This is a genomic window from Suilimivivens aceti (assembly GCF_025567405.1).
In the GTDB taxonomy this organism is placed as follows: Bacteria; Bacillota; Clostridia; order Lachnospirales; family Lachnospiraceae; genus Suilimivivens; species Suilimivivens aceti.
Genome location: NZ_JAOQKJ010000009.1, coordinates 1 through 15,864, shown reverse-complemented (window position 1 = coordinate 15,864; position 15,864 = coordinate 1). Strand labels below are relative to the sequence as shown.

The 15,864-nt window shown below is 45.3% G+C and carries 16 protein-coding genes; all 16 read left to right on the top strand.

Annotated features, from left to right (window positions below):
• The first annotated feature begins 2 nt into the window (after positions 1-2).
• The 16 genes from OCV77_RS11400 to OCV77_RS11325 all read left to right on the top strand — a co-directional run bounded on the left by OCV77_RS11400 (position 3) and on the right by OCV77_RS11325 (position 15,505).
• Entirely contained in the window at positions 3-1,022 is a 1,020-nt protein-coding gene (locus OCV77_RS11400; RefSeq protein WP_119624280.1) for an amidoligase family protein, read from the top strand.
• Between the two features lie 32 nt (positions 1,023-1,054).
• A complete protein-coding gene (locus tag OCV77_RS11395; protein WP_119623204.1) occupies positions 1,055-1,561 on the top strand; it encodes a gamma-glutamylcyclotransferase family protein in 507 nt (168 codons plus the stop codon).
• Positions 1,537-2,622: a C40 family peptidase gene (locus OCV77_RS11390; RefSeq protein WP_119623205.1), complete on the top strand. Its 1,086-nt coding sequence runs from the start codon at positions 1,537-1,539 to the stop codon at positions 2,620-2,622. The genes OCV77_RS11395 and OCV77_RS11390 overlap by 25 nt, the downstream gene beginning before the upstream one ends.
• Before the next feature lie 72 nt (positions 2,623-2,694).
• Positions 2,695-3,066: a DUF6103 family protein gene (locus OCV77_RS11385; protein ID WP_119623206.1), complete on the top strand. Its 372-nt coding sequence runs from the start codon at positions 2,695-2,697 to the stop codon at positions 3,064-3,066.
• A 21-nt stretch (positions 3,067-3,087) separates the two neighbouring features.
• Positions 3,088-4,272, top strand: a complete 1,185-nt coding sequence (locus OCV77_RS11380; protein ID WP_119623207.1) for a DUF5688 family protein — start codon at positions 3,088-3,090, stop codon at positions 4,270-4,272.
• A gap of 77 nt (positions 4,273-4,349) precedes the next feature.
• On the top strand, positions 4,350-4,607 hold the full coding sequence (locus tag OCV77_RS11375) for a DUF6103 family protein (protein ID WP_119623208.1): 258 nt from the start codon (positions 4,350-4,352) through the stop codon (positions 4,605-4,607).
• A gap of 521 nt (positions 4,608-5,128) precedes the next feature.
• On the top strand, positions 5,129-5,767 hold the full coding sequence (locus OCV77_RS11370; protein ID WP_006857340.1) for a DNA cytosine methyltransferase: 639 nt from the start codon (positions 5,129-5,131) through the stop codon (positions 5,765-5,767).
• Between the two features lies 1 nt (position 5,768).
• On the top strand, positions 5,769-6,347 hold the full coding sequence (locus OCV77_RS11365) for a hypothetical protein (RefSeq protein ID WP_006857301.1): 579 nt from the start codon (positions 5,769-5,771) through the stop codon (positions 6,345-6,347).
• Positions 6,348-6,361: 14 nt separating this feature from the next.
• Positions 6,362-6,766 carry a hypothetical protein gene (locus OCV77_RS11360; RefSeq protein ID WP_055216305.1) on the top strand — a complete coding sequence of 135 codons (405 nt, stop codon included), beginning with the start codon at positions 6,362-6,364 and terminating at the stop codon, positions 6,764-6,766.
• A 63-nt stretch (positions 6,767-6,829) separates the two neighbouring features.
• Entirely contained in the window at positions 6,830-7,075 is a 246-nt protein-coding gene (locus OCV77_RS11355; protein WP_006857303.1) for a hypothetical protein, read from the top strand.
• Positions 7,059-7,478 carry a PIN domain-containing protein gene (locus tag OCV77_RS11350; protein ID WP_006857304.1) on the top strand — a complete coding sequence of 140 codons (420 nt, stop codon included), beginning with the start codon at positions 7,059-7,061 and terminating at the stop codon, positions 7,476-7,478. Before OCV77_RS11355 ends, OCV77_RS11350 begins: the two co-directional genes overlap by 17 nt.
• Positions 7,479-7,748: 270 nt before the next feature.
• A complete protein-coding gene (locus OCV77_RS11345; protein WP_262575208.1) occupies positions 7,749-9,056 on the top strand; it encodes a hypothetical protein in 1,308 nt (435 codons plus the stop codon).
• Positions 9,057-9,066: 10 nt separating this feature from the next.
• On the top strand, positions 9,067-11,877 hold the full coding sequence (mobP3, locus tag OCV77_RS11340; protein ID WP_262575206.1) for a MobP3 family relaxase: 2,811 nt from the start codon (positions 9,067-9,069) through the stop codon (positions 11,875-11,877).
• A gap of 39 nt (positions 11,878-11,916) precedes the next feature.
• On the top strand, positions 11,917-13,467 hold the full coding sequence (locus tag OCV77_RS11335) for a DUF3991 and toprim domain-containing protein (RefSeq protein ID WP_195441631.1): 1,551 nt from the start codon (positions 11,917-11,919) through the stop codon (positions 13,465-13,467).
• Positions 13,452-15,242: a VirD4-like conjugal transfer protein, CD1115 family gene (locus OCV77_RS11330; protein ID WP_227061828.1), complete on the top strand. Its 1,791-nt coding sequence runs from the start codon at positions 13,452-13,454 to the stop codon at positions 15,240-15,242. The genes OCV77_RS11335 and OCV77_RS11330 overlap by 16 nt, the downstream gene beginning before the upstream one ends.
• An 8-nt stretch (positions 15,243-15,250) precedes the next feature.
• Positions 15,251-15,505, top strand: a complete 255-nt coding sequence (locus tag OCV77_RS11325; RefSeq protein WP_006859185.1) for a helix-turn-helix domain-containing protein — start codon at positions 15,251-15,253, stop codon at positions 15,503-15,505.
• The last annotated feature ends 359 nt before the right edge of the window (positions 15,506-15,864 follow it).

The following is a 15,864-nucleotide window of genomic DNA, read 5'->3' as shown; positions in this document are numbered from 1 at the left end:
CGATGGATTTACGGGAGCAGAAATTCGGGATTGAAATAGAACTGACCGGTCTTACCAGAAAAAGGGCGGCAGAGGTAATTGGAAAGTATCTGGGGCAGGAACCCCATTACGATGGCGGCTATTATGAGGAATACAGTGTCAGGGACGGACAGGGAAGAAAGTGGAAAGTCATGTATGACTCCAGTATTGTTGCAGTGAAAAAGGGAGGCGGTTCTGCCGGGGATGAGTACAAGGTGGAATTTGTATCCCCCATCTGTGAGTATGCAGATATCCCAACGATTCAGGAACTGGTACGGCAGTTAAGACACGCAGGAGCCATAGCCGGGGAAAATGCCGGTATCCATGTTCATGTGAATGCAGCACCCTATACGGCAAGAACACTCCGCAACATTACAAACATCATGTACTGCAAGGAGGATCTGATTTATAAAGCATTGCAGGTAGATGTGGAGAGGGAACACAGATACTGCAAAAAAGTGGAGGAAAGTTTTTTGCAGGAACTGAACCAGAAAAAACCAAAGTCCATAGATGAAGTCAGCAACATCTGGTACCAGGGAAGGGATGGCAGAAACAGGCATTACCATGAGAGCAGATACCACTGTCTGAACCTGCACAGTGTGTTCCAGAAGGGAACCATTGAGTTTAGGCTCTTTAATTCCACTACCCACGCAGGAAAAATCAAGACCTATATACAGCTCTGCCTTGCCATCTCTGCACAGGCGTTAAACCAGAGCAGTGCCAGCCGTATCAAGACAACCAGCACCAACGAGAAATATACCTTCCGCACATGGCTTCTCCGTCTGGGAATGATCGGGGATGAGTTTAAGACCGCCCGTAAGTTTCTTTTGGAGAACCTTGAAGGCGGGATTGCATGGAAGGACCCGGAACAGGCAGAGAGACAAAAGGAGAGACTTAGAGCAAAAAAGGAAAAAGAAGAAGCAAATCAGACAGCGGAGGCAGAGAACCTTCAGTTAGAAGAAGGTGCGGAAGAAGAGTCACAGGGAATGCATATGACCATGTAAACAATTAGAGATTTTAAGAAAGGCAGAGAGAAATGGAAAAGAGAAAGAAATATATCGCTTACGGCTCCAATCTGAATCTGGAGCAGATGGCAAGAAGATGTCCCACGGCAAAGGTAATCGGAGCGGGAGAAATCAGGGATCATGAGTTACTGTTCCGGGGATATCGGGAGTCGGCAGTGGCAACGGTGGAACCAAAGAAGGGAGCCAGCGTTCCTGTTCTTATCTGGGAGATTGGACCGGAGGATGAAAGAAATCTGGATATTTACGAAGGGCATCCGAGGCTTTATGGCAAGGTGAATCTGGAAGTGCAGATGGAAAATGGCTCAGAATCCATCATGGCTTATACCATGAATGAAGGACATGAAATCGGAATCCCATCGGTACATTATCTGGAAACCATCACAACCGGATATCTGGAGGCAGGCTTTGATGTCAACCGTCTGCTGGAGAGTGTATCCCATTGTAAGGAACTGGCAGAAAGAGAACCTGTTTGTGAGGGAATGGAGGAGAACCCATGGAACCAGCAACTGCTGCAATGATTGCCAAAGCTGCCATCGCAGTGGGTACCAATAAGAAGGTCTGGACAGGAATCGCTTCCGTGATTGCCGCGTTGTGTCTGCCGTTTATCCTGATTATTGTGTGCATCTTGAGCATTGCATCCGGCGGGGCAGATCATAACCGGTCTGCGGTCCGTCTGGCATTTGAAGGAGGAACCATCCCTTCCGGCATGCCTGCTGATTACCGGGAATACATCGGACAGATGCAGGAAAGCTTCGGGGAACTGGATACGGTTCTTGGCGAAATCGACAATATGACAGAAGGAGAGCTTACAGACCGCTATCTGGTCAAAGCCGTGTTCTATTCTCTGTATTTCGGCGCCGACAGGGTCCGGCTGGAAGCTTCTGATTACCAGCGGTTTGCGGAGTGCTTTGTGAATTATGAGGAACGCACCAAAACAATAGAAAACCCGGATGGCAGTGAGAGTGAAGAAACCTATGTGGTGGCAGTGGCGGTCACGGATAAGGTGGAGCTGTTTGAAAAGATCAGCACTGACTATGGAACGTCCCTCACGTATGAGCAGCAGTCTAATGCTGTGAATGTGTGGTATCTGGCAAAATACAATACCACCGCACCACAGGAAGGAGATGCTTTTGAGGACTGGTCGGGCTGGAGTGTGTCCGGGGAAGTCACTTATTATGACCTGCCTGCAAGCGAGGTTGGAGGAAAGGTAGTAGAGCTTGCCATGTCAAGGCTGGGACATCCCTATTCACAGACCTATCGCGGAAAGGGCAATTATACGGATTGCAGCTATCTGACCATGTGGTGTTACAGACATGCAGGCATCACCATACCCGGAACTGCGGCAGAGCAGGGAAGGTACATGGTGGAACATGACCTTACGATTGCAAAGGAGGATTTGCAGCCGGGGGACCTTGTGTTCTGGAGCCATAAACCAAACGGGAGATTTATGAACATTACCCATGTGGGTATTTATGCAGGAAATGGAATGGTGGTGGATGCATCCTATTCCAAGGGAAAAGTAGTACATCGGAATTTATTTGACAGTGATAAACAGGTGCTGTATGGCAGACCACAGTAGTTTTTGTGATGCCAGGGGCATCTGTTTTGTTTTACAGGAGAAACTTTCTCCTGCGGAAAGGAGGAAAGAGAAATGGCAGAGAGAGAAATCAAGATCGGGTTTCCCGAAGCAAAAATGGAGGCACTGGAGTTTTTCTTAAAGGAGAATGATACCACTGTAGAGAAGGTGTTAAGGGAGCATCTGGATAAGACCTATGAGAAAAGTGTGCCCCAGCAGGTCAGAAAATTTGTGGAAAGCAAGATGACTCCCCAGACGGAGGAGCCTGCCCAGAATGAAGCCGGAAATGCAAGACATGGCAGAGGACAGGGAAGAAGAAGCACCAGACAGCAGACCGCAAGAGAGACTGTTTCGGAGCAGGAAAATAACGGAGCAGAACAGGCTGCGGAGCAGGAAACACAGGAACCGGAACAGGAGCAGACTGGCGGTATGTCCATGAGTATGTAGAGAACAGGAGGTAAGAGACTTATGAATTATGAAGGCTTTAAACAATATGTGGCAGACCATATCAAAGAGTTTTTGCCACAGGATTATAGTGTGCATGAGATCAGTATCACGAAACAGAGAAAGAACAATGACGTGGTTTGGGATGCACTTTCCATTAAGGGAGACAGCAATATTGTACCTGTCATTTATCTGGAACCATACTATCAGGCCTATACAGATGGAGCCAGGATGGATGACATTTTACAGAAAATAGCAGACATGTACATGAAGAGTATGGAGCAGGTAAGTGAATTTCCTATCGAAAGTTTTCAGTATGATAGTGTAAAGAACAGCATTTTTGTTGTGGTACAGAATGCCGGGATGAATCAGGAATTGCTGGAGAAGGTACCGCATGAACTGAGGGAGGATCTGGCTCTTCTTTACAGAGTCAATATGGAGCTTCCCAATGGAGAAAAGGGAAGTGTATTAATTCATAATAACCATTTGGAAATGTGGGGAATCGATGAAAAAACATTAAAGGAAGTGGCATGGGACAATATGCATAACTATTTTCCGCCGGAGTTTGCTTCCTTGGGCAAAGTATTACGTTCCCTTGGTTATAATGAAATACCGGAAGGTGCAGAACTTATTGAGATGTATGTCCTCACTAATAAGGATAAACACTATGGCGCTGCTTATATGTTTGACAAGGAAGTCATGAGCAGGATAGCAGAAGAGATGGGTGGGGACATTGTGGTTTTACCATCCTCTATCCATGAAAGTATTTTGTTAAAGAAGGAAAAAGATACAGATTTTGATACACTGCGTGAAATGGTAAAAGAGGTGAACCGCGCACAGCTTCTTCCGACTGAAATTTTATCAGATGAAGTATATCAGTACAGCAGAGATACGCAGACCTTATCCCGTGTGGTGGCGGTATCGCAGGAAGAAATTCCAATGCCGGATAAGGTAAGTATGGAAGAGATGCATGACTACGGGTACACGTGGGATGGCATGCTTCCGCTTACGAAGGAAAGGGCATTAGAACTGCTGGATACAGAACTGGTATTACATAAGCTGTACAATGACGGAGCCGAAGCCACATTGGATAGCAGGAATGAAATCCTTTCTCATGATGGTCTGTTTGGTGTAGAAAGAGATTCGTGGATGGAGTATTTGAATGCCCAGAGTCAGATTGAAACCAATGGGATGATACAGGAAATGTGATACAGCAGGATGTCTTTCCGTGCTGTGTTTGGCAGAAAAAATATAATAATTATTTGGAAATACGGAGGTAGATGAACATGAAACAGGCAGTGGTGACCATCAAGTATGAAGAGGAAAAGCTGAATGCGATCAAGCAGTATATGGGTAAAAAGGATGCAGACTTTGAGTCTGAATTGAACGAAGTGCTGGGAAAAATGTATGAAAAATATGTTCCCCAGGCCGTGAGAGAATACATCGACAGCAGGGGAGATGTTCCGGCAGCCATCAAGAAAAGCAATAAAAATACTGCGAGAGGCACTGGAGCATCTGCCGGAATGCCTGCGCAGAATGAGTAAAAGCAGAGGAGTGGCGGTTGGAAAGCAGGGAGAAGGAAAAGCAAATCTCCCCCTGTGACCGTCCGTGAGCCGATTTGTGCCCTTGTTTTACAAAAGTGGATAAAGTGACCGACCAGCACTTGTTCTGCCCTGTGTGAGCCGATTTGGAGAAACATAACTGAAACATCCGGGAATGGCAGCTTTTGTGAGCGTGGGAAAGCCTAAAAACCGGGGAAATTAGGGCTGTAAATATAGGGTCGAAAATAGTGCAGGTTAAAGGGGTTATGCCGCAAAAGAGCGGCTTAACCCGTCAGACACCCACCGGCAGAGCCGTTGGGCAGTTCTAAGCATGGCATAACTTTTTTGGAAGATTCGGAAAGGTTATGCCATTTTTATTTTTGTTACAGTGCAATCAGGCAGTAGAGGCCGGCAGAAGTTATGCCTTTTGCAGAAACAGGAAAAAAGTCTATAGACAGAGGAAAAAGAAGGAGGAAATGAGTAGTCCCATGGGGTGAGGTGCGCACCACTACCAGAATGGGACGATGAAAGTATTGGAATTATTTGCAGGAACAAGGAGCATCGGGAAAGCCTTTGAACAACGGGGACATGAAGTATTCAGTGTGGAATGGTCAAAAGATTTTGAAAACATTGATCTGTATGAGGACATCAGCAAGGTGACGGCGGAGGATATCTTAAAACTTTTTGGAAAACCGGATGTCATCTGGGCGAGTCCTGACTGCGCTACTTTTAGTATTGCAGCGATCAGCCATCACAGAAAAAAGAATCCAGAGACAGGAAGTCTTGAACCGGTCAGTGCATATGCAAAATTCTGTGACAGGGTAGACAAACATGTGCTGGAACTCATTGAGCAGCTACAGCCAAAGTATTATTTTATAGAGAATCCGAGAGGCGGCATGCGCAAGATGGAATGGATGAAGAACCTGCCAAGATATACAGTGACCTATTGCCAGTATGGAGATAACAGAATGAAACCGACTGATATCTGGACGAATCATCCGAACCCTGAATTTCTGCCGATGTGTCATAACGGTGATTCATGCCATGTACCGGCACCGAGGGGAAGCAAGACAGGAACGCAGGGACTGAAAGGTTCGAGGGAGCGCAGTGTGATACCGCAGAAACTGTGTGAGCATATCGTAGATATTTGTGAGGAGGGATGAAATGAATACAAAAGCAATTTATACCGTTCACGAAAACGGAAAGGAACACTATTTCTTTTCGGAACATGCGGGAGGTTTCAGTTACCCTTTTGCAGTAGCTGATTTTCTGCATAGTCTAAAAGGTGTGCTGAATGACCCGATGTCTCCACAAAAAGGATTATGTGCAGCACCAATGCTGGAACAGATGAAAGGCAATTATTTGTTCCCGGAAGAAATAGAAGGAAAGGAATTATTTACTGCGGTTAAAAAAGAGCAGATGTTTCAACTTGCAGTGAAAGAACAGGCATCATTTGGAATTGAAATCGATATGGAACAGGATACGGTATCATTCCATTTCCGGGAGGGAGAGGAAGAACTGCAGGAATTTTGTGACATAGGATTTCCAAGGCATGGAGAAAGGGGAGAGTATAGTGGTGAAACCTTTTATTATGCTGCGGATAATCTGAGAGTCAAAAATATGATGGACGGAATTGAAATGTCGATCAGTGCGGAAAACGAAGAAGCATACAGGAGCATGATATTAAAGGCTGTGCAGAAACAAACTGAGGAGCAGAGTACAGGAATGAGCCAGCAGATGTAAGGAGATGGAGGAGAATGGAAAAAGTCAGAAAAGCATTTTACGTTGAAGAAGAACTGCTGGGGCAGGTAGATGCCCTGTTACCACAGGCAGATGTGCGTTCACGAAACGAATTCGTCAATCGGGCACTGCGGTTTTATATCGGATATCTCACTTCGGAGAAAATAGAAAATTATATGCTGACAACCATCTCCTCTGTCATGCATGCAACGGTAAAGGACAGCGAGAACCGCATGGCTCGTGCAATGTATAAACTTGCAGTGGAAACTTCCAAGCTGTCCCATGTGATCGCATACAGCCATGGTGTGGATGAGCAGGCACTCGGAAAGCTGCAGGCGAAGTGTGCAGAAGAGGTGAAACGGATCAATGGAGCAGTGAGGTTTGAGGAGGCATATCAATATCAGCAGGGGGATCGTTTTTAAGAAATAATTTATTGAAATGCGGTAAGACTTACAGTATGATAAAAGAAAAGGAAGGAGTGGTACATGATGACACAGATGAAGGAACGGGCAGTTGAATTGATAGAACGTATTCCAGATGAAAAAATGTTTTATGTGATTAATATTCTTCAGAATCTTGAGGAAATGTCATCCAACAGACCTGCAGATAAGAAACAGGCAATGGAAGCACTCCAGAATGTGCTGAAGTTCAGCGGAAGATTACCAGAAGATTTTGACGCAGACAAGGAATTACAGGAGGCAAGGGAGGAAAAGTATGGTAATATTGGTTGACACAAATATTATTATAGATGCACTTGCCAATCGGGAACCATATGCTGATGATGCAAAAAGAATTATGGAAAAATGTGCGGCAAGGGAAATAACAGGAATACTTGCGGCACATAGCATACCAAACTTGTTTTATATTCTTAGAAAAAATTTCAGTCAGGAAGAAAGAAGATTTCTTCTGAAAAATTTATGTGAGATATTTCAGATTTCTGACTTGAATGAAAAGAAGATAGTAGCTGCATTGGAAAACAATGCATTTTCAGATTTTGAAGATGGTCTGCAGGAAGAATGTGCAGTTGAGTCTATGGCAGATTATATTGTTACACGAAATCCGGCTGATTTTAAGCATTCAAGAGTAAAAGTAATTCTCCCAGATGAGTTGTTGAGAGAGTTAGAAAAAAATTAATTATCAGAAGGGAATACAGGACCATTACTTCGGTAGTGGTCTTTTCTGTACTCTTAAAATCTGTGAATTTATGAGGAGGAAACATAGTTGAAAGATTTTGAAGGGTTCATTAAGAACTATGCTACCAGAGATTTTATCTATTTTTTTGCAGAAAAATCTATTGAAATATATAAAAATCAAGTAGAAAAATTAGATGAACATTTGGTATGTAATATTACATTTCCTTTAAACATTATTCAGCATGGTTTTATACATAAGCAGGCAAAAGTCATGTTATCGGCATGGGATATTCCAAACATGGCATATCTTTCTATCACGAATTCCAATGATTACAGAAATGATATTATGACAGAACAATTAGCAGGAAGAGTGGTCAACCTGTATCGTGGGTATGAAAATAAGCATTCAGGAAGTGAATATATTGGAAATAATGGACTGCCTAGTATATTCAAATATTTGATGGGAATGTCATATGAACAATTTAAATACGCAAATCCGGCATGGATATATCAGAACTATAACCGCAATTACCATATGCTGATCGGTTCGCCTAATATTAACAGGAAAAAAATAGTTGATATCAATGTGATTACAAACGAATTATTTGGACTTACAGCAGAGGAATTGTTAGCAGTAGAATGGATTATCTGGTGGCTGTGTTCTATTCATCCAGATCCATTAAGCGCACCGGAAGAGTTATATAGAAAAAAAGAAAATAGCATCCTGACAAAGAAAAATCTGGAGCGGGTTATAAGTTATTATTCTGTGACCTATGAACAGGTGAGAAACTCATCATTGCGAAAACAGATTTTCTACAACAAACCATTTGTGATTACGCAAAAGACGAAAGAAACGATTGCAGTCAGTTTCTATTTGGTACAGATGATGATAGCAGATGGATTGTACTGGCTGATTCGGGATTACTATCACAACAATCATTGGGGAACCAAATTTATAATTGCTTTTGGAGAGATGTTTGAGGATTACTTTGAAGAACTGGCAGGTTTATATCTGCCCAAGAATTCATGGCATAAGATTCCAGAGGAAAGAAAAAAGAGTGCTGATTATTATGTTGAAGTGGATGAAGCGGTATTTTTGTTTGAATTAAAATCAGGATTACTTGGACTGGGAGCAAAACAGCAGGTGCCGGATGTTGGGCAGATTGATATATTTTATAACAGGAACATAAAAGAGGCATATGAGCAGTTGAAGGCATCAGAGCAGGAATATAAAGGAGAGAAAACTGTAATAAAGGTTTTTCTTTTGTATGAGAGTATGACCAATACACAGATGATAGTCGGCTCATTGCCGGAAATATTTGAGCAAGATCCAAGATGTTATATTATGACAATAGATGATCTGGAGATGCTTCTGGCAACCTATAAAAAGGATAAAAGCAGATTTGATGATGTTGTGAAAGCACTTGTTGAAAACAAAAGAGGAGGCAACGACTATAAGAGTGTTCTGGAAATATTGAATATATATCAGGCAGTTGGCGATATGCATTTTATTGGAGAAAGAGATTATTTCAATAAAATAGCAGAAAAGCTGAAAAAGGAATTAGGGACAGACCAATAAGGAGGACACCATGCCCAAACTTATCCTACGCTGCAACTACCTCAAAAACTCCCCGCCCGCACACCTTGCCAATTACATCAATTACATCGGCACCCGTGAAGGCGTGGAGAAGGTAGCCAGCACGACATCTTCGCTGCCAGCCACCGACCGGCAGAAAAGTCTGATTGCAGATATTCTGTCGAAGATTCCCGATGCGAACCGGATGCATGAGTATCACGATTATATCCAAAGACCAACCAGAGAAAATGCATCTGAGTTTATCACGCAGGCGCTGGAGAATAACCTTGACATCATAGCGAAAAAGAAAAATTATATGGATTATCTGGCAAACAGACCGGGAGTAGAAATCATAGGTACTCACGGTCTGTTTTCAAATGAGGGAGAACCAGTGGTGCTGTCCCGTGTGGCAGAAGAGGTGGCAAATCATCCCGGTGTGATCTGGACGAATGTCATCAGCCTGCGGAGGGAGGATGCCGAGCGGTTAGGCTATGACAGTGCCGCCCAGTGGCAGGCACTGTTGAGGAGCAGGGTGCAGTTGCTGTATGAGAATTGTAAGATAGACAGCCGGAACCTGAAATGGTATGCGGCATTCCACAATGAATCCCATCATCCCCATGTGCATCTGGTGGTCTATTCTTCTGATCCGTCCGAGGGATACTTGACGGCAAAGGGAATTGATGCCATGCGTTCTGCATACGCACATGATATTTTCCGGCAGGAGTTTCTAAGCATCTATGAGAAGGCAACCGAACAGAGAAACCAGTTAAAAGAGCAGGCAGAAAAAAGTCTGCTTTTTTTGTTGCAGCAAATGCAGGAGGGAGTCTGTCATAATCTCAAGATTGCAGAGCAGATGCAGCTTTTATCCAGACGGTTAAAAAATACCGGAGGGAAAAAGGTATATGGATACTTGAAAGCAGATGTGAAAGCCATCGTAAATGACATTGTAGATGAACTGGAAAAGGAAGAGCGTGTGGCAGAATGCTATCAGGCATGGCAAAAAAGCAGGGAGGAGATACAGCATTACTATAAAGATTCGGAAATAGAGATGATACCGCTGTCACAGCAGAAGGAGCTAAAGAGCGTTAAAAACATGGTCATCCGTGAGGCAGTCCGTTTTGGAGAAGGGTATCTGTATCTGGAAGAAGCGGAAACGGGAATGGAACGGCTGGAAGAAGTATCCGAACAGCAGACAGAAAGCCTTGCCGCATTGCAGGGAGAGGACATGTCGGATATCCTGCCTGGACAGACGGAGATGGAGGAGCAGGAACCAGACAGGCAGGAAGAAGAGCATGGGGAATCCGTTTCTTATTTTGCCAGATGGACGGACCGGTATAAAGAAGCGAGGGAATATCTCTATGGCACGATGGAGGCAGAACCGGATGAGGAGGCAGCCCATGAGATCATGCTGGAAGAGGCAGAGCAGGGAAATGCGTATGCCATGCACGACATGGGAAAGATTTATGCACAGGGCATTGGATGTGAGGCAGACAAAGAAAAGGCAGATGTGTGGTACAAAAAAGCATTGGCGGCAATGCATTATGTAGAGCAGAAGAAAAGTAACACCTATCTGGAATACCGCATTGGAAAAATGTATCAGTACGGACTTGGTACAGACGAGAAACTGGAACAGGCAGGGGAGTGGTTTTCCAAGGCGGCAGCAAAGGAACATAAGTATGCGCTCTATTCCCTTGGCATGCTCTATCTGCAGGGGAAAGGAGTGGAGCAGGATGAGGAAACCGCATATAGTCTGCTGTTCCGTTCTTACAGCAAGGGAAATCCCTATGCGGCGTATGAACTTGGAAAACTGTATGAGACAGGATGCGGAACAGAGAAAAATCAGGAAAAGTCGGAAAATTGTTATCGTGTAGCCTTTCTAGGTTTTCTGAATCTTGAGAAAAGATCAAAGGATGATACGCTCTGGTATCGTATCGGCTGCATGTATCTGCATGGGATCGGGACAGAGGCAGACGAAACGAAAGCGGAACATTATCTGACAAAGGCATCTGATTATGGCAACACCCATGCCTCCTATCAGCTTGCCAGACTCTATATCAGACAGGAGAGCCAAAAGTTAAGCGGGGAGTCTGGGACAGCACCGGATTACGCAAAGATTGCAAAAGCGGTAAAGTGGCTGGAAGAATCAGCCGCACAGGAAAATCCGTTTGCGGATTATGCAATCGGACGGTTGTACAGGGAAGGCACACTGGTAGCAGAGGACATGGAAAAAGCAGTGTTCCACCTGAAACGTGCCGCAGATGCCAGAAACAGCTATGCACAGTATCAGCTTGGGAAAATATATCTGGAAGAGGACACTAAAAACATTCCGGCAGCCATACAGTATCTGACACTGGCTGCGAAACAGAAAAATCAATTTGCAGCATACAGGTTAGGGAAACTTTATCTTGCCGGAGAAGAACTGCCAAAGAACACGGAACTGGCACTGCATTATCTGAAGATGGCGGCAGACACCGGAAACCAGTATGCACAATATGCCCTTGGGAAAGTGTATCTGATCGGAAAGGATGTCCAGCAGGACAAGGAACTGGCATACGATTATTTTTTAAAATCCGCAGAGCAGGGAAATATTTATGCAGCGTATTTTTTAGAACACTGGAATGATATGCCACACCCCGATCTGTTCTTAATGGCAACAAGGCTCATGCGGCATCTGGAACATATCATCGAAGAGAATGTGGCTGGAAGAAAGAGTGGAGGACGCAGGCAGGGGATTGACAGAAAGCTGGCACGAAAAATCCGGCAGAAGAAGATTGCACAGGGACATGCCGTGGATGACCATGAGGACATGGTACAGACACAGTGATCACTGGAGGAGTGGTAGAAATGATGAGAGGAGGTACGATTGGGAGATTTTATTTACTTTACAGAGGAACAGAAGGAGCGTGCCAATGCAGTACAGATTGCGGACATCCTTCGCCGGGAGCATGAGGAGGTGGAGCGTTCCGGGAATGAATGGCGCTGGAAACGGCACAGGAGTGTGACTTTCCGGGGGAGCAGTTGGTATCGCCACAGCAGACAGGTTGGAAGCCATGCCATTGATTTCATGCAGGAATTCTTTGGGATGTCCTACCCGGAGGCGGTAAGCTACCTGCTGGATGGAGAACAGGGGCAGCTTATTGAACGGGGAAAAGGACAGGAGACAAAAAGAAAACCGGGAAGAGCGGAGAAAGGACGGCAGTCTGTAGAAAAAGAACAGACAGAGGAAAGAAAAGAACCGAAAGAGCCAAAGGAACTGAAACTGCCGGAGAAAAATCCGACCATGAAGAGAGTCTATGCATATCTTCTGCAGAAACGTCATATTGACAGGGAAATCCTCTCGTATTTTGCGAAGGCAGGAACCATATATGAATCTGCGGAGCATCACAACATTGTATTTGCCGGACTGGACAGCGAGGGGAAAATCCGGCATATCCATGTGAAGGGGAGCTGTTCTGACGGCAGGAGCTTCCGGCTGAATCAGGAAGGCTCGGAAGCTGCCTACGGATTTGGATACAGGGGAACCGGGAACAGACTGTATGTGTTTGAGGCACCCATTGACCTGTTATCATTTCTTTCCCTGTATCCAGAGAACTGGCAGGGGAACAGTTATATCACCTTAAACGGTGTGGCAGAGCATGCCATGCTGCAGGCATTGAAAGACAATCCCAGACTGGATACGGTTGTGCTGTGCCTTGACCATGATCCGGCAGGCATAGAGGCGTGCGGCAGACTGGCAGAGATTCTGGTACGCAATGGATATGGTGCGGTAAAGAGGTTACAGTCAGCCTGCAAAGACTGGAATGAGGATTTAAAAGGCAGATATGGTGAGGAAACAATTCCGGCACAGGAGCATCCGAGAGTCATGGAATGCAGGGCATGGACAGAGGTGCTGAAAGAAGTGACGGAATCCATCAACATCAAGTATGCCAACAGAAGTTATATCTGCCGTTATTATCAGGATATTTATAATGAACTGAAAAAGGGCAGGGGCAGGGAACAGCTTATGGATGCCTTTGACGGACCGGGGATGCTTTTGACCGGAGTGCTTGTGCGGTGCATGGAAAAAGAGGGAATCGCACTTGGCAGGGAAACTAGTGCAGACCAGATACTGGAAAATCTGTCAAAGCGTTATCAGCCGCATAAAGACAAGGGAAACTTCAACACCCGCATCCGGCAGATGCAGGCAGCCTTTGAAGAAACACTGGAGGTGTTCGATACAAAAGACTTAGAACAAAAAGAAGATCAGGAACTGCTTGCCAGAAAATGTATGAGCCTTGCGATGGAATGCATCCGGGCTCATATTTTTGTTGCCATCGACTGCGGGGAAGAGCAGATGAAGCCGGCAAAACAGACTGTGAAGGAACAGAAAATGGAACATCAGGAGGGAGGAATGATGCTATGCAGCCAGTCGTGATGCTGGTGATCGCAGGGGTGGCAATGTTTTCCGTGATTGGAGGCGTGTCACTTCTGTCACACTATTATACATTAAACGGAATCAAGAGCAGGACTGTCGGGGACGGTCAGCATGGAACGGCGAGATTTGCCACGAAAAAGGAAATCGCAGAAACCTATGTGCAGGTGCCCTATGAACCGGAGCTGTGGCGCAGGGGTGAGAACCTGCCGGCTGCACAGGGACTGGTACTCGGCAGCATGGAGCGGGCAGGAAAACTATACGCACTGGTGGATACCGGGGATGTGCATTGCCTGATGATTGGCGCGGCAGGAGTCGGAAAGACCGCACATTTTCTGTATCCCAACATTGAATATGCCTGTGCCTGTGGAATGAGTTTCCTGACCACGGATACAAAGGGAGACTTATACCGCAACTATGCAGGCATTGCAAAAAAATACTATGGCTACCATACGGCAGTCATCGATCTCCGTAATCCGACCAGAAGCGATGGTGACAATATGCTCCATCTGGTCAACAAATACATGGATGAGTATCTTGCAGACCATACGGACTTGAGTGCCAAGGCAAAAGCAGAAAAGTATGCAAAGATCACGGCAAAGACCATTATCTCCTCCGGTGGTACGGACAGTTCCAGCTATGGACAGAATGCATTTTTCTATGATGCGGCAGAAGGCGTGCTGACGGCTGCCATCCTGCTCATTGCGGAATTCTGCCCGGATGGAAAGAGGCATATCATCAGCGTGTTCAAACTGATACAGGATTTACTTGCACCATCCAAAGTGAAAGGGAAAAACCAGTTCCAGCTACTTCTGGCGAAACTCCCGGATACCCACAAGGCGAAATGGTTTGCAGGGGCAGCCTTAAATACAGCAGAGCAGTCCATGCAGTCGGTTCTCTCCACAGCACTATCCAGACTGAATGCTTTTCTGGATTCCGAGCTGGAGCAGATACTCTGTTTTGATACCGCTATTGATGCAGAGCTTTTCTGTAAACAAAAGACGGCGGTGTTTCTGGTCATGCCGGAGGAGGATAATACAAAGTATTTTATTATTTCTCTGATCTTACAGCAGCTCTACCGGGAAATCCTCGTGGTGGCAGACGAGAACGGAGGAAAACTGGACAACCGTGTAGTTTTCTATTGGGATGAGGTCGGAACGATTCCGAAGATTGAAAGTGCAGAGATGATGTTCTCAGCGTCCCGATCCAGAAGGGTGAGTATCGTACCCATGATTCAGTCCTTTGCCCAGCTTAATAAGAATTATGGGAAAGAGGGCGCAGAAATCATTATTGATAACTGTCAGGATACCATCTTCGGAGGGTTCGCACCGAACTCGGAATCAGCGGAAGTGCTCTCCAAGAGCCTGGGCAGCAAAACCGTCATGTCCGGTTCCATCAGCCGGGGAAAGAATGATCCGAGCCAGTCCCTCCAGATGATCCAAAGACCGCTCATGACAGCGGATGAATTGAAGTCACTGCCCAAAGGAAACTTTATCGTATCAAAGACTGGGACTCACCCTATGCGGACAAAACTGAAACTGTTCTTAAAATGGGGCATCACATTTGAAGAACCCTATGAGATTGAAGAAAAATCTGCAAGAAAGGTAGCATACGCAGACAAGCAGGAAATTGAAGAGGAGATCATACGGAGATATATGTGCTGTATGGAAGAACCAGACGAGACACCTGCAGAAACGGCAAGGACAGGAGGCATGCAGCAGACACCGCTGACGGACACCATGAAAAAGATGCGGCAGACCTTACGGACGGAAGATTAGGAGGCAGGGTGACTAGGAAAGAAATCTATGAAACGGAGCTGCCACACAGGGCGGTGGCGGTCTATCTGTATCTGGAGACTCGTGCGGACAGGGAGAGGACATGCTATCCGGCAATCGGTACCATTGCCAGAGAGCTGCACCTGTCTGTAAGTACGGTCAAGCGTGCAATCCACGATCTGGAGTGTGCAGGATTTATACAAAAAAAGCAGAGATGGCGTGAGAACGGAGGAAAGAGCAGCCTGCTCTATGAAATCATAAAATAGGCACAAAGGGATTACTGCGCCGGTCAGGTGAACTATGGTATGGTTCACTGTGGCCTGTGCAGGGAACTTTTCACTTTAAGGGGAAGAACAGAGAAAAGAAAATACAGTTGGCAATATGAAACATCAATATATTTTTTTGGAAAAAACTAAGAATTGAAGTATTATCAGATGGATTATGTGGGGGATTCATAAAGTAGTGGTATCAACATGACGATATAGAAAATGCAGGGAAGCATTGTATTTCAAAGAGTTTGAGATACAGTGCTTCTGCGCCTCAATAGTTTTTTGAAATTCCCGTGTGAGGGGGAAAGTTGATTACAAACAGAATAAATTACAGCAGTGAAAGTGACGATACAAAT